Below are 15,123 nucleotides of genomic sequence, written 5' to 3'. Positions count from 1 at the left end.
TGTATATCTATTAGATGCATTATTAGATCTACCTTCTCATAAACGAATCGAGCCCTACTGTGCCAGTGAAATTATTAAACATGTTATATCTATGAGTTATGCTAAAGCAGTAGAAGCATCTACTCCAACTAAACTTTCACGGCAGTCTGTAAAGAATTTAGTGCATAGCCTGCCAACGCCACCGACTACACTACAAACAGAGCTAGTACCAAAGTCCGCTGAAACTGTGTATATTGAAGTGGATGAAGATCATGTGAGCTTACAAACGGGTAAGAATATTAACATGAAATTAGCCACAGTGTACACGGACAAGGTGGATGTTGGTTCTAACCGCATGGAGTTAGTTGAAAGGCATTCTTTCACAGGATTAGAAACACCTGAGGAATTTTGGATGCAGATAGACAGCTACTTGGCAGAAGCGTATGTGGGTAGCCCTAAGGTGTATATTATTGGCGATGGTGCTAGGTGGATTAAACGAGGCCTAGATGTGCTTCCAAACAGTGAGTTTATTTTAGATAGATTTCATCTATTTAAGTATATGGCAAAGGTCTGTGGGAAACGAAACCGAAAAGAGGTGTTTGCAAGCCTAGAAACCAATGATAAAGTAAGATTTGAACCCTATATAGCACTAATGGAAGAAACCTATCCACATCGTATGAAACAGATTGTAGAAGGTGCTACGTACATTGAGAACCAATGGGATTACGCTCAGGCTAGCCTGCTTAGACCTGATATTCGTAGCAGTACAGAGGCACATGTAAGTCATATTTTATCTGCACGCTTAAGCTCACGCCCACTAGGGTGGAGTAAAAAAGGGGCAGAAACGATCGCTAAGCTACGTGTACTAGCCGATAACAATGAATCTATCCAAGAGTTCGTGATGAAAGCATACAGAGGCGATAGCTTCAATTATTTCGATGATGTAGAAACGTCCAAAGTTCTATCTTCTGTGAAAGCAGCCGCTAGGAAACAGTGGAAGCCATATCCATATATTACGTACTCTTCAACACCTAGAACTGCAATCCCAGGTGTAGAAAAGAAAAGTAACGGATGGTTACAAGCAATTAAACATGGTGGACGCAGGATTCTTTAGTAACGAGGAACCCTCTATTAAAGCTAGGCAATTATTTTTCCAACAAAAAGTTGACACCGTCGGGATATCATACTTTTATTGCAATTGTTTAACATTTGTAATACAATTACTTCATAAGGGGGTGTATACTATGGCTAAAACTGCAAATATTAATGTTCGGATTGAACCAGAGGTAAAACAAAGGGCAGAAAACTTATTTAATAGTTTTGGGATTTCAGTTACTGATGCTATTAATATTTTTTTACATACATCTATTATGGAAGGAGGATTTCCTTTCGTTATAAAGCAACCAAGATATAATACTGAAACAGAATCTGCTATGCAAGAGGTACGTGATATTATATCTGGTAATATTCAAACAAAAACATATCACTCGACTAAAGAACTTTTTGAAGATTTAGATATGGAGGCTTAACTATCATGTTGAAGCTTCAAATATCAACTAAGTTTCGTAAGGATTATAAGAGAATAAAAAAGAGAGGATATAATCTTTCTTTACTGCAAGATGTTTTAGATAAATTATGTGCTAAAGAGCCACTTGAACCTAAATATAGAGATCATGCACTTAGCGGTTCATATAAGGGTTTTAGAGAATGTCATATTCAACCAGATTGGCTGTTAATTTATGCGATAGATGATGATAGATTAATTCTTGTATCGTCTAGAACGGGAACTCATGCTGATTTATTTGATATGTAGGTCGTCACTTGTTCTGCTATGTAGCCTGTGGTGTTTGTAACTGAATAGGGGAAAGGAAAGACAGCAACATACTCCTTCTCAAACTGATACAGTGGTTAGGTTTGTTCAGGAGCATGCTGCGGTCTTTTGTGTTTGTGTGATTTAGGTAGTAAGGGAACGCCACAAGGCTACTACGCGTAATGGCGTTCCTCAGGGGATTGGAAGACCGCAACATACTCCTTCTCAAACTGATACAGTGGTTAGGTTTGTTCAGGAGCATGTTGCGGTCTTTTGCATTTGTGTGATTTAGGTAGTAAGGGAACGCCACAAAGGCTACTACTCGTAACGGCGTTCCTCATGGGAAGGGTGCTTGTAGCGATGTCAGTTGCAAACTTGCGCTTTGCTTAGTTTGCTGTTCGTAACGGTGTTCTTCGGGGAGTATTTCTCCTATCTATCATTGATGTTACTCTGGTTGCGTGATATAATTTATATAAGGCCAAACGGCCTTTTCTTTTTATGTGAAATGGTATTACTCGATGTCAGGAATGTTATTTCATGGGGAATGTATGATATTGATACATGGATAGTGGTACGTATAATAACATACATAGTGTATGTATAGCAGTACGGATAGTAATATGTATAGTGTATGTATGGCGTAACTATGATATATGCATACTGTATATATGATGTATGTTAGGTTTATGTATGCTATATATGAGTTATACATGTTACCTCTATGTGTTATAGCAACGGCATTGATGTAGACAGGAGATACTATGTTTTTAGATGACACGATTGCAGCGATTGCGACGGCTCCGGGAATCGGCGGTATTGGTATTATCCGCGTTAGTGGTCCTGAGGCTTGTGATGTTGTGAATCGTATCTTTCACAGTAAACAATCTGTGCCACTGGGTGAGCGTCAGACACGAACGATCCATTATGGTCATATTGTTCATCCTAAGACGGGCAAAATATTGGATGAGGTCATCGTGGTGTTGATGAAAGGCCCTCATTCCTATACGGCGGAGGATGTGGTAGAGATTCAATGTCACGGCGGTTTTGTGTCGGTCCGTGAAATACTGAAAGTCCTACTTTCAGAGGGGGTACGTCAGGCGGAAGAAGGGGAGTTCACCAAGCGAGCATTCTTGAATGGTCGCATTGATTTAACCCAAGCGGAAGCCATCATCGACATTATTGATGCGAAGACGGAGCAATCTTTGGAAGTGGCAATCAATCAATTAGACGGCACCTTATCCAAATATATTCGTGCTTTACGAGATGAGTTAATTGCTATGATTGCTCATTTAGAGGTAACTATCGATTACCCAGAAGAAGATATTGAAGAGGTGTCAGCTCAAGAGGTACGGACGGGATTAGCTCCCATCCTTGAGAAGATGGATACCTTATTGGCGACAGCACAGCGTGGCAAATTATTGCGTGATGGTGTGATGGTGTCCATCATTGGTCGCCCTAATGCGGGGAAATCTAGCTTGATGAATGCCTTACTTCATGAGGATCGTGCCATTGTAACGAATATTCCAGGCACCACCCGTGATAGTATTGAAGAATTTTTGACTATCCAAGGGATTCCTGTGCGTTTAATTGATACTGCAGGGATTCGTGAGACCGAAGATATTGTGGAAAGTATGGGCGTTGAAAAAGCACGTCAGTACTTAGATAAAGCAGATGTGGTGGTCCTTGTAATTGATGGGTCTAAACCATTGGAGCAGGAAGAACAAGAGTTGCTACAGCTCATTACGAATCGTCCAAGCATTATCTTCTTGAATAAAGCAGACCAAGTGCAATGTGTTAGCAAAGAAGAGATTGCGGCACTGGGGACTTTCACAGAGATTGTCACCATCAGCGCGGCCCAAGGGGAAGGTATGGATGAGATGGCGAAGGTCATTACATCCTTGGTGCAAGGCGGTTCTGTGCAGGCCAGTCATGAGGCGATGCTCAGCAATGTGCGCCACATTACCTTGATGGAACAGGCGAAAGTTAGCTTGGATCAATCCATTCTTGCCATAGATAGCGGTATGCCTATCGATTTAATCGTCACGGACATTCGAGCTGCTTGGGAGCTACTGGGTGATATTACTGGTGAGAGTTTACGTGAATCCATGGTGGATGAATTATTTAAACGATTCTGTTTAGGAAAATAGGAGAATACATGTATTTAGTAGATACGTATGATGTGATCGTCATTGGTGGTGGTCATGCTGGTTGTGAGGCTGCCTTAGCCACAGCTCGCATGGGGCACCGCACTTTGATGGCTACATTAAATTTAGATAATATTGCCCTTATGCCTTGTAACCCAGCCATTGGGGGACCCGGTAAAAGTCATCTAGTGTGCGAACTGGATGCATTGGGCGGTGAAATGGGCATCAATGCGGATGCGACGGCAATCCAAATACGCATGCTCAATACGGGGAAAGGTCCAGCGGTACATTCCCTGCGGGCGCAATCCGATAAAGTTGCGTACCAACGCCGTATGAAAGAAGTCTTAGAAAATACGGAGAACCTCAATGTGAAGCAAATCATGGTTAATGAATTGCTCATCGAAGACGGCGTCGTACAAGGTATTGTATCTGAGTTAGGTGAAGTATACCAAGCAAAGGCCATCATCTTATGTACGGGTACGTACTTAAAAGGCAAGATTATTACTGGTGAATTGGCGTACACAGGGGGCCCTAATGGACAGCGAACAGCAGAATTGTTGTCTCAATCTTTATTGAATCACGGCATTAAGCTGATGCGATTCAAAACAGGTACACCAGCTCGTGTCGATAAACGAACCTTGCACACAGAGAATATGGAAATGCAACCGGGTGATTCTCACCATAGAGCTTTCTCCTTTATGTCTGATTGGATCGATCGCAATGAACAAGTATGTTGGTTGACTTTCACAAACCAAAGCACACATGATATCATTCGCGGCAATTTACATCGTGCCCCTATGTATACGGGTGTTATCGAAGGGACGGGCCCTAGATATTGCCCATCTATCGAAGATAAAGTAGTTCGTTTTGAAGATAAACAACGCCATCAATTATTTGTGGAACCAGAAGGCAATCATACGAACGAAATGTATGTGCAAGGTATGAGTACGAGCTTGCCTATCGATGTGCAATATGCGTTCTTGCGCACTATCCCTGGGTTAGAAGATGTAGAAATCATGCGTCCAGCCTATGCTATCGAGTACGATTGCTTGGATCCATTGCAATTAACACCGGCGTTACAAGTAAAACATATCCAAGGTTTGTACTCTGCCGGTCAAGCGAATGGTACATCTGGCTATGAAGAAGCGGCAGCACAAGGCTTGATGGCAGGTATCAATGCAGCCTTATGGTTAGAAGGCAAAGAGCCATTTATCCTATCTCGTTCCGAAGGTTACATCGGCGTGTTAATTGACGACTTAGTCACAAAAGGAACGAAAGAACCGTACCGCATGATGACGAGCCGCAGTGAATATCGCTTGTTACTTCGTCAAGATAATGCAGATATGCGACTTACTGAAAAAGGCTATGAAATCGGACTTGTTAAGGAAGAACGATATAAAGCTTTCAAAGAGAAACAAGGTAAAATTGAAGCAGCCATTCAATTACTAGCGGATACACCTGTAAACCCTAGCGAAGAAACGCAACAAATCTTAGATCATATTGGTACACCTCGCATCAAAACGGGCATCAAGGCGTACGATTTGGTGAAACGTAATGAACTATCCTATGGTGTAGTGGCAGAGGCATTCGGATTGCCTCGCTACGAAGCGCCTGTAGAAGAAGAAATTGATATTACCATTACTTACGATGGATATATAAAAAAACAAATGGAACAAGTAGAAAAGGTTCGCAAGTTAGAGGTTAAGATTATTCCTCAAGATTGGGATTATACAGCGATGAAAGGTATTTCTTTAGAAGCCATTCAAAAATTGAACGCTGTACGACCTCACTCCATTGGTCAAGCGAGCCGTATTTCTGGGGTGTCCCCTGCGGACATTTCTGTGCTCTTAGTGCAAATTGAGCAGTATTACCGTGAAAGAGGTTAATATGACATTTTCAAACTATGTGAGGGCCCACACCACAACCTATGGGTTAGACCTCACAGATGCACAAATTGACCTACTACAACGGTTTTACGAACACGTAGTGACCACTAATGAGCACATGAACTTAACGGGTATTACGGAGCCAGAAGAGTTTGCTTTAAAACATGTGGTAGATTCTCTATCTTGTTATGACCCTAAGTATTTTACAAAGGGTGCAACGGTCATCGATTTAGGTACGGGCGCCGGCTTTCCAGGTGTTCCCTTGGGTATATACGATTCATCCTTACAAATTACTTTGTTTGACTCTTTACAAAAGCGACTGCGCTTTTTAGATGGTGTTATTGAAGACTTAGGCTTACAGGGCTGTAGCACCTTACATGGCCGTGCAGAAGATTTGGCACACCAAGAGTATCGGGAATCTTTCGACCTTCTCACCAGCCGTGCGGTGGCTCGCTTATCCATCTTATTGGAATGGGGACTACCTTACGTGAAAGTAGGGGGCTACATGGTGGCATTAAAAGGTTCTATCGTGCAAGAAGAACTAGAGGAAAGTAAACGTGCTGTATCTATCTTGGGCGGTGAAATCGTAGAGGTGAAAGAAGTGACATTACCTACCTTGGATGACAAACGAGCTATCGTGTATATCAAAAAGGTAAAGCCTACGCCGAAGAAATACCCTCGCAAACCAAAAGAGATTAAAACAAAACCTTTATAGCTTTGTACTATAACTTATAATAAAATATAGAAAAATGCTTATAAGTGTGAACTATGGTATACTTAATAAGTACTCTTTACATGTGCGGTCACGTTGTGTTCGCACATGTTTTATATTTGTAATACAAGATTGAGGTGAGACGATGGCAATCTATAATGGACGATTACCAAAACTCAATGAAGATGAAATAAAACGATACTCCGGACTGAAACATGCGGAGGGATTTCCAGAGCAGTATGTGAAAGAAGCTGCCTTAGAAGTGCAACTAGTAGCAGAACCTCGTGGTGTATACCAATGTTATGATTATGATCCAGAGACACATACGATACTCAGTGACCCACCAATGGTGCTAGATGCGACGGGTATCATCCGTCATTTAGGGAATGCTAAAAAAGTATATGTCTTAGCGGTGACAGTCGGTGAGGCTGTAGAAGAACGCAGTTCTGCTTTATTTAAAGAAGGCAAATCTACACTGGGGCTCCTCGTAGATGCAGCGGCCACAACTGCCGTAGAACAAGTGGCAGATCAGGTAAATGAAATCATCGACAGAGAGGCAAAGAAACAGGGCTTTAAAACGACATGGCGCTTTAGCCCAGGCTATGGCAATTGGCCTGTGACGGTACAGCAAGAATTTGCTAAGATTATTAAAACAGAAGAAATTGGATTGACGGTAACAGATACAAGCATGCTATTTCCGCGTAAGTCCGTAACAGCCATCGTGGGCTGTCAAGCCGCCGATGAAGAGGGACCAAAAACACAACGAGGCTGCACATCTTGTAGTCAAGTGGGGTGTGATTCTCGAAAAGTACCGGAAAGAGGAAAGACCTCTTGTATATAGTGATTTGATACATAAGTGAGGGACATATGGTATATATTATAGATGGCGGCATGGGTACCATGCTGCAGGCGGCAGGTCTTGGTGACGGGGCTTGTCCAGAATTATTTAACGTAGAACATCCGGACGTGGTGGAGCATATCCATGCAGAATATTTGCGTCACGGCAGTGATATTATTACGACCAATACTTTTGGTGGGACAGCTTTAAAACTGGATGAATATCAATTGGGCCATCGTATGGATGAAATTAATCGGGCTGCTGTGAAAGTCGCACAAGCGGCTCGTGATAAGATTAATCCGAATGCAAAAATTGCAGGTGATATGGGTCCTAGCGGTCGCTTTATGGCACCATTAGGGGTGGCTCAATTTGATGAGATTTATGAGGCTTTCAAAGACCAAGCAAGAGCTCTTATTGATGCCGGTGTAGATTACCTGATTATTGAAACGATCATCGACATCCAAGAAATGCGTGCTGCCTTATTGGGGGCTAAAGATGCTCGTGACGAGTTAGGAAAAACAAAAGACGATGTAAAAATTATCTGTCAGTTCTCTTTCAGCGAAGATGGACGTACCATTACAGGCACACCACCAGAAGCAGCAGCTATCTTGATGGATGCTATGGAAGCAGATATTGTGGGTATTAACTGTTCTTTGGGACCTGAACAATTATTGCCGCTCGTAGAACGTATGGCGGCGGTAACGAACTTGCCAATCAGCATTCAGCCGAATGCTGGTATGCCACAACTCGTAGGGAAAGAAACGATCTTCCCGTTGGGACCAGAAGAGATGGGCGAATATGCGCCTCGTTTCCTCGATGCAGGGGCGACCTACTTAGGCGCTTGTTGCGGTAGTACACCAAAACATATAGAGGCCATCGCTAAAGCGGCACGAGCACATACACCGGCAGAACGACCATATGTAGAACCGTTTACGGCTTTCACAAGTCGTACTAGCGTAGTGAAAGTAGGTTTACAAGAAAAACCAATCATCATCGGGGAACGCATAAACCCAACAGGCCGTAAGGTGCTAGCAGAAGAAATCCGCAAGGGCAGTTTCTTAATGGTGAAAAAAGATGCCTTAGCCCAAGTAGAAGCAGGGGCTGATGTACTAGATGTGAACATGGGTGTCACTGGCGTTGACCCAGGGGAAACGATGAAACGAGCTATCGAAGAATTAACGATGCTTGTGGAGGTTCCTTTATCCATCGACACATTGGACCCAGTGGCAATGGAAGCAGGTTTAAAAGCCTACCCAGGTCGTCCATTGTTGAACTCTGTGAACGCAGAGCCAGAGCAATTGGAGGCTGTATTACCATTGGCGAAACGGTATGGCGCAGCATTATTATGCTTGCCATTAGGTAAAAAAGAATTACCAGTAACGGCAGAAGAGCGTGTGTCCTTGGCAAAGGAAATCGTTTTAGAAGCGTATAACTATGGTTTACGGCCAAATGACTTGTTGTTGGATCCATTGGTATTGACCTTAGCAAGTAGCCAACATGCAGCACGAGAAACTTTAAAAACATTAAAACTCTATGCAGAAACATTTGGATTCCCAACGGTGATGGGCTTGTCCAATATATCCTTTGGGTTGCCACAACGGGCGTACTTGAATGCACAGTTCTTGACGATGGCATTGAGCAGTGGCTTGACATGTCCTATTATGAACCCAATGAATGAGATTGTACGAAAAGCTTTCATTACAGGCCGTACCTTCATGGGCTTTGACCCAGCCGCAGCGGACTTCATTGCCGAGTACGGTGATGACGATGAAAATGCAGTAGTGACGAAAAAGGTGAAAGCTACAGCAGAAGCATTCCACAGTGATGACCCGATTGAGTGTATTAAACATGCTGTAGAACAAGGTGAAAAAGAAGCCGTAGTTCCTTTAGTAAAAGATGCATTAGCAAAAGGGTTAGATCCACTGGAAGTAACACGTAGAGGGTTATCCGATGCGATGGCAGTAGTTGGTGAAAGATTCGGCTCTGGTAAAGCCTTTTTACCACAAGTCATGCTAGCAGCAGAAACGATGCAAGCGGCTTTCACAACCATCAAAGAAGTGTTGCCCGAAGGTACTGCAGATAAGAAGGCGACAATTATCTTAGCTACGGTAAAGGGTGACATTCACGATTTAGGTAAAAACATCGTGTCAGCTTTATTAGAAAACAATGGGTACCAGATCGTAGACTTAGGTAAAGACGTGTCACCAGAAGAAATCGTTGCAGCGGCGAAAGAACACAATGCACCGATTATTGGTATAGCATCCTTGATGACTACAACGATGCCGATGATTAATGAAACTATTTCGGCGATACGTGAAGCGGGTGTCAATGCGAAGGTTCTTGTAGGAGGTGCGGTGTTGTCCCAAGCCTATGCAGATGAAGCTGGTGCTGATTCTTATGCTAAAGATGGTATCTCAGCGGTGAACATCGTAAAAGGGCTATTAGGTGATGAGTAATATACTAACAATATCATAAGAAGTATACGTAACATGTAACACTATATGTTACCGATTAAAGAGGAACGTTGAATATAAAAAATCAGCGTTCCTTTTTTGCTGATATATATTGACTTAATATAAGTTGTTATCTAGTAGACTGTTAGATTGTTTCACGTGAAACAATTAAGCGGACAATAGGTACAGTGTTTCACGTGAAACATCAAAAAACATATGAAAAATATGTGGAAATACCCATAGGTTTCATAAAAAACACAACAATCTATGTTATAATGTGATAAGACGATAAGAAAGAGGTGAAATCATGGCTAGAATTATTGCCGTAGCCAACCAAAAAGGCGGTGTTGGTAAAACGACAACTGCTGTTAATTTGAGTGCTTGTTTGGCTGTAGAAGGGAAACGAGTACTCTTATTAGACTTAGATCCTCAAGGGAATGCCACAAGTGGTCTAGGGATTGATAAAGAAGAGATCTCACAAGGTGTATATGAAATGCTTGTGGATGAAGTACCAATCACAGATATTATAGAAAACACCGTGATAGATACATTACAGATTGCACCCACAACCATCGATTTAGCAGGAGCTGAGGTAGACTTAGTAGCGATGGAAGACAAAGGCTACACCTTGAAACAGTGTATGGCACCTATCGTAGATGACTATGACTATATTATTATTGACTGTCCTCCTTCTTTGGGTATGTTGACAATCAATGCCTTAACCGCCTCTAATAGCGTATTAATCCCTATACAAACAGAGTTCTACGCCTTAGAGGGTGTGAGCCAACTGGTGAAGACTATCGAGTTAGTACAAGAAGAACTAAACACAGAATTAGAATTAGAAGGTGTTGTACTGACCATGTATAATGGTAGAACTAAATTAGCGGTACAAGTGGCAGAGGAAGTAACGAATTACTTTGGCGATGCTGTGTACACCACAACGATACCACGAAATGTGAAATTAGGAGAAGCTCCTAGCCATGGATTGCCGGTAGTTATCTATGATAAGCGGTCTAAAGGGGCTGAAGTATATTGTGCCTTAGCACGGGAGGTAATTGATCGTGGAGCTTAAAAAAACAAAAGGTGGCCTTGGTAAAGGATTAGGATCTTTTGGATTGTCCGGTTCTTTTAAGGATGGTCATAAAAGTGGCTATGAACTGGATATTACTAAAATACAACCTAATCCGAATCAGCCTCGCAAACGCTTTACAGAAGAGGATATGGAAACTCTAGTGGCATCGATTCAGGCCCATGGATTGATTGCCCCTATTGCGGTTCGTAAAGTAGATGATCATTATGAAATCGTAGCTGGTGAACGTCGTTGGCGTGCGTGCCAACAAGCAGGATTGACTAAAATTCCTGTGGTGGTCCGTGACTATACGACGGAAGAAGTGAGCGAAATTGCCTTAGTAGAAAATTTGCAACGGCAAAATCTAAATCCTATCGAAGAAGCTTTTGGATATCAGTACTTAATGGATACTTTCAAAAAAACACAGGAAGAAATCGCTATGACCGTAGGACGTAGTCGTTCGTATGTGGCGAATATTGTACGGTTACTACAATTGCCGGAGTTCTTACAACAAGAGTTAGAAACTAGTATGTTAACGGTAGGGCAAGCAAGACCCTTGTTGGCGTTAGATGGAGAACATTTACAATTGCAAGCCTTAGAACGGATTAAGGAAAAAGATTTAAATGCTCGTCAAGTCGAACAATTGGTAAAAGAGCTACAGGGTGGAAAGAAGCGCTTAACATCGACTCAGCCTCAACCAACGGCGGAGTTGCGCAAGCTAATGCAACGATTGAAAGATAGTTTAGGAACTCCAGTAGATATTCGTTTAAAGAATACGAAAAAAATTCAAGGTACTATTGAGGTTTCTTTCAAAAGTGAAGAAGAATTGATGCGTTTAATTAGCTATATTGAAAGCGAATAGAAAGGACGTCTATGGTATTAGAAACAACTAGAGGGAATCGCTTGCACATAGGCTTTTTTGGGCGCTGTAATGCAGGTAAATCTACCTTGATTAACACGCTAACAGAGCAACAGATTTCCTTAGTGTCTCCTATCGCAGGGACTACGACAGATCCAGTGTCTAAAGGGATGGAACTATTGCCATTAGGCCCTGTGATGATTGTAGATACGGCAGGTATTGATGATACATCGGAATTAGGTTTGTTGCGGGTAGAAAAAACGAAACAAGTATTGCCAACGATGAATTTAGCCGTGTATATGTTGCGTACAGATGTTGAGCCCATACCAGAAGATATAGAGTGGTTACAACAATTAGAGAGTAGCCATATTCCTACATTGGTAGTGATTAACGAAGTAGATGGACATAGAGGTGCTGATTTTATCAAATCACATGGAGAATTACACCCTTATACATCGCAGGTAGTAATAGCAGATGTCAACGATAGCGCCAACCGCATGACTTTGCTAGAGGCATTAAGCAAATTAAAACCTGTCGATGAGGATGTACAATCTTTATTAGACGGTTATATTGAAGAAAAAGATATATTTGTGTTAGTATGTCCTATTGACGAATCAGCTCCCAAAGGCCGGATTATTTTACCTCAGGTGCAAATGATTCGGGAAATTTTAGATCATCACGGTATGGCAATGGTATGCCAAGTAGAAGAACTAGCCACGACGTTGGAGAAACTACATAAGCCGCCAAAATTAGTCATTACTGACTCCCAAGCTTTTGAGGCGGTGAGTAAAATTGTACCTGAGGAGATAGGTTTAACAAGTTTTTCCATCTTAATGGCACGCTTTAAAGGAAAATTAAAAGATTTAGTAGCAGGTGTGCATGCCATCAGCCAACTACAATCAGGCTCTAAAGTGTTGATTAGTGAAGGGTGTACACATCGTCAACAATGTGAAGATATTGGAACCGTAAAAATTCCGAGATGGTTAACAGCAAAAGGATACACAGACTTAGAACTAGAGTGGACCAGCGGTGGACATTTCCCTCATGACGTATCTAAGTATGATGTCATCATTCATTGTGGCGGCTGTATGTTGACACGTCGAGAGGTATTACGTCGTATTGATGTAGCCACTGTGCAAGGGGTTCCCATCGTTAACTATGGTGTGTTGATAGCCTCTTTGCATGGCATTTTACAACGTGCTATCAAGCCATTTGAACATGAATTAGAATAGAAAGGATTATTGTGTTAGAACAACTATTACCTTGGTTACCATGGATATTAGCGGGAATCATTGTATTGCTAGTATTACATGCATTCACTTTACATATCCGAGTGAGTCGCCTAACCAAGCGCTATCAATACTTTATGGATGGTGAGAATGGTCAGAGTATTGAGCGACGCCTTGCCATCGAAGTGAAAGAATTACGAGATATGGCAAGCACTTGGCAAACAATTTTATCAGAGCAAAAAGTGATTCAATCCACACAGGCACAAACATTTCAGCATATTGGTTTTGTGAAATATAATGCCTTTGAAAACATTGGTAATGAATTATCCTTTTCCTTAACTTTATTAGATGGCAATTTCAATGGTATTGTTATTTCCAGTGTGTATGGAAGAAATGAATCACGTATTTTTACGAAACCAATTGTGAGTGGTAAAAGTTTAGCCAGTCTTTCACAAGAAGAATTAGCTAGCTTGCAATCTGCTATGGGACAACGAAGTAATGGAGATGTGTTAGCTAGTTCTTCTGTGTCAGCATAGAAAGGATGTTATATGCAAATACCTAAGTGGTTGCAGTCACGTCTAGAGCAACGTGGTGATGACTGGAATTTGCGGTTTACAAAACAAAACATTAAGACCATAGCCATTATAGTCATTGCTATTTTAGTGATTTTGCTAGGATTTGGTATCTGGGGGCTTGCACGACAAGTAGAAGTCTTGCAATTACGCCAAGAAAATCAATTGCAAAAAGAGCAATTAAAACTATTGGATCAAAAGGTAGAAGTCTTAGATAAAAAAATGAAGACCCTTGATGAGCTAGATCAAAATATTAGAAATATGATTAAAGGTACAGAGTCGGGTACAGTACCAAAAACAGATGGTAGCACTCAAAGCAAAGAAGAGAAAGAGGACCCTTCTCCCAAAAGCGTAAATAAGACTTTCACAACCACCCAATTATCTGCTCGTATATCTAGTTTAGACCGACAAGCACAACGCCGTCTGGTATCTATGTATACTCTCTACAATGTTCTTAAAGATGGAGTGGGCAAAGATATTCGAGAATTGCAATCTATGTTAGCCATGGAAAGTGATGCGACAGATGCTAACGGTCATATGCCATCTATTTGGCCCGCCAAAGGCGTCATTAGCTCTACCTTTGGGGCACGACAAGATCCTGTGTACGGTGGTGGAGCCTTTCATGAAGGCTTAGATATCGCCAATGATGTAGGTACGACGATAGTAGCCACTGCAGCTGGTACTGTGACCTATGCAGGATATAATGGTGGCTATGGTAATGAAATAGAAATCGATCATGGCAATGGATTTGTGACAAAATATGGACATAATTCAGTGCTCCTAGTACAAGTAGGAATGACTGTGAAAAAAGGACAATCCATTGCGCTCATGGGAAGTACTGGTAAAAGTACGGGTAGCCATGTTCACTATGAAGTGCGTGTGAATGGAGTGGCTACAGATCCATTATTATTTTTACCCATTCAATAGGAGGCAATTATGAAATCCTATGTACAAGTTTATACAGGTGATGGCAAAGGAAAAACGACAGCTGCTATCGGTCTAGCAGTGCGTGCTGCAGGAGTAGGAAAGAAAGTCTTACTACTTCAATTTATGAAGTCTAAGGTGTACTCAGAACATGCCGTACTCGATCAATTAGAACCTATCACAGTAGAAACAGTAGGTAAACCATTTTTCATCATTCCGGAAGGCATGAAAAGCGATGAAGAGTTACGTCGATGGGGTGATGATGTGGTGGTCTTTCCTAAAGGGCAGCCCCCACAAGACTACAAAGATTTGATTCACATCGGTCAAGAGAGAGCTCTACAAGCTGTGGCAACAGGAGATTTTGATATTGTTATCTTAGATGAATACAATATGGCCCTATTTTTCGGTTTAATCGATGAAGCGGAAGGGCGCGATTTGCTAGCAGCTCGTAATCCAGATGTAGAAGTCGTATTTACTGGTCGAGGGGCTCCTCAGTGGTTGTTGGATGAGGCGGACTTAGTGACCGTCATGGAAGCATATCGACATTACTATGATCAAGGTGTAGAAGCACGTCTTGGTATTGAGCATTAAGGGTAAAGGATGGTATAATTGAAGTGTATATATCCTTGTAACATACTGAAAGGTAGG

The 15,123-nt window shown here is 41.9% G+C and carries 14 protein-coding genes; all 14 read left to right on the top strand.

The genetic code is table 11. The annotated features are described in order from the left end of the window. The coding region (locus tag EO125_RS04845; RefSeq protein ID WP_127147914.1) for an ISLre2 family transposase at positions 1–1,093 on the top strand (1,093 nt) is incomplete at its 5' end. A 130-nt stretch (positions 1,094–1,223) separates the two neighbouring features. After that, positions 1,224–1,508, top strand: a complete 285-nt coding sequence (locus tag EO125_RS04840; protein ID WP_127147913.1) for a type II toxin-antitoxin system RelB/DinJ family antitoxin — start codon at positions 1,224–1,226, stop codon at positions 1,506–1,508. Between the two features lie 5 nt (positions 1,509–1,513). Further along, positions 1,514–1,792 carry a type II toxin-antitoxin system YafQ family toxin gene (locus EO125_RS04835; protein ID WP_127147912.1) on the top strand — a complete coding sequence of 93 codons (279 nt, stop codon included), beginning with the start codon at positions 1,514–1,516 and terminating at the stop codon, positions 1,790–1,792. A 758-nt stretch (positions 1,793–2,550) separates the two neighbouring features. Further along, the gene (gene mnmE, locus EO125_RS04830) at positions 2,551–3,936 is read left to right on the top strand and encodes a tRNA uridine-5-carboxymethylaminomethyl(34) synthesis GTPase MnmE (RefSeq protein WP_127147911.1); all 1,386 of its coding nucleotides are present in this window, start codon (positions 2,551–2,553) and stop codon (positions 3,934–3,936) included. An 8-nt stretch (positions 3,937–3,944) separates the two neighbouring features. Further along, entirely contained in the window at positions 3,945–5,819 is a 1,875-nt protein-coding gene (gene mnmG / locus EO125_RS04825; protein WP_127147910.1) for a tRNA uridine-5-carboxymethylaminomethyl(34) synthesis enzyme MnmG, read from the top strand. Between the two features lies 1 nt (position 5,820). Continuing rightward, positions 5,821–6,534, top strand: a complete 714-nt coding sequence (gene rsmG, locus EO125_RS04820) for a 16S rRNA (guanine(527)-N(7))-methyltransferase RsmG (RefSeq protein ID WP_127147909.1) — start codon at positions 5,821–5,823, stop codon at positions 6,532–6,534. Positions 6,535–6,676: 142 nt separating this feature from the next. Beyond that, complete coding sequence (locus EO125_RS04815; RefSeq protein ID WP_127147908.1) at positions 6,677–7,372, top strand: vitamin B12 dependent-methionine synthase activation domain-containing protein; 696 nt, start codon at positions 6,677–6,679, stop codon at positions 7,370–7,372. A gap of 26 nt (positions 7,373–7,398) precedes the next feature. Continuing rightward, a complete protein-coding gene (locus EO125_RS04810; protein ID WP_127147907.1) occupies positions 7,399–9,825 on the top strand; it encodes a homocysteine S-methyltransferase family protein in 2,427 nt (808 codons plus the stop codon). A 304-nt stretch (positions 9,826–10,129) separates the two neighbouring features. Further along, entirely contained in the window at positions 10,130–10,894 is a 765-nt protein-coding gene (locus EO125_RS04805) for a ParA family protein (RefSeq protein ID WP_127147906.1), read from the top strand. Next, a complete protein-coding gene (locus EO125_RS04800) occupies positions 10,884–11,753 on the top strand; it encodes a ParB/RepB/Spo0J family partition protein (RefSeq protein WP_240630438.1) in 870 nt (289 codons plus the stop codon). The genes EO125_RS04805 and EO125_RS04800 overlap by 11 nt, the downstream gene beginning before the upstream one ends. A gap of 11 nt (positions 11,754–11,764) precedes the next feature. Beyond that, complete coding sequence (gene hydF / locus EO125_RS04795) at positions 11,765–12,982, top strand: [FeFe] hydrogenase H-cluster maturation GTPase HydF (protein WP_127147905.1); 1,218 nt, start codon at positions 11,765–11,767, stop codon at positions 12,980–12,982. Between the two features lie 11 nt (positions 12,983–12,993). Continuing rightward, the gene (locus EO125_RS04790; RefSeq protein WP_127147904.1) at positions 12,994–13,515 is read left to right on the top strand and encodes a DUF4446 family protein; all 522 of its coding nucleotides are present in this window, start codon (positions 12,994–12,996) and stop codon (positions 13,513–13,515) included. A gap of 12 nt (positions 13,516–13,527) precedes the next feature. Then, entirely contained in the window at positions 13,528–14,478 is a 951-nt protein-coding gene (locus EO125_RS04785) for a M23 family metallopeptidase (protein WP_127147903.1), read from the top strand. A gap of 9 nt (positions 14,479–14,487) precedes the next feature. Then, positions 14,488–15,066: a cob(I)yrinic acid a,c-diamide adenosyltransferase gene (locus tag EO125_RS04780; protein ID WP_127147902.1), complete on the top strand. Its 579-nt coding sequence runs from the start codon at positions 14,488–14,490 to the stop codon at positions 15,064–15,066. The last annotated feature ends 57 nt before the right edge of the window (positions 15,067–15,123 follow it).

Origin of the sequence: Veillonella sp. VA139 (assembly GCF_003992005.1) — a bacterium.
Taxonomy (GTDB): domain Bacteria; phylum Bacillota; class Negativicutes; order Veillonellales; family Veillonellaceae; genus F0422.
This window is presented reverse-complemented; position numbering and strand designations above follow the sequence as displayed.

What these genes read in the sequence shown, in the direction of transcription:
- EO125_RS04815 (WP_127147908.1), top strand. Translation starts at nt 6,677, where the DNA reads ATGGCAATCTATAATGGACGATTACCAAAACTCAATGAAGATGAAATA.
- rsmG (WP_127147909.1), top strand. Translation starts at nt 5,821, where the DNA reads ATGACATTTTCAAACTATGTGAGGGCCCACACCACAACCTATGGGTTA.
- EO125_RS04835 (WP_127147912.1), top strand. Translation starts at nt 1,514, where the DNA reads ATGTTGAAGCTTCAAATATCAACTAAGTTTCGTAAGGATTATAAGAGA.
- mnmE (WP_127147911.1), top strand. Translation starts at nt 2,551, where the DNA reads ATGTTTTTAGATGACACGATTGCAGCGATTGCGACGGCTCCGGGAATC.
- hydF (WP_127147905.1), top strand. Translation starts at nt 11,765, where the DNA reads ATGGTATTAGAAACAACTAGAGGGAATCGCTTGCACATAGGCTTTTTT.
- EO125_RS04810 (WP_127147907.1), top strand. Translation starts at nt 7,399, where the DNA reads ATGGTATATATTATAGATGGCGGCATGGGTACCATGCTGCAGGCGGCA.
- EO125_RS04780 (WP_127147902.1), top strand. Translation starts at nt 14,488, where the DNA reads ATGAAATCCTATGTACAAGTTTATACAGGTGATGGCAAAGGAAAAACG.
- EO125_RS04785 (WP_127147903.1), top strand. Translation starts at nt 13,528, where the DNA reads ATGCAAATACCTAAGTGGTTGCAGTCACGTCTAGAGCAACGTGGTGAT.
- mnmG (WP_127147910.1), top strand. Translation starts at nt 3,945, where the DNA reads ATGTATTTAGTAGATACGTATGATGTGATCGTCATTGGTGGTGGTCAT.
- EO125_RS04805 (WP_127147906.1), top strand. Translation starts at nt 10,130, where the DNA reads ATGGCTAGAATTATTGCCGTAGCCAACCAAAAAGGCGGTGTTGGTAAA.
- EO125_RS04840 (WP_127147913.1), top strand. Translation starts at nt 1,224, where the DNA reads ATGGCTAAAACTGCAAATATTAATGTTCGGATTGAACCAGAGGTAAAA.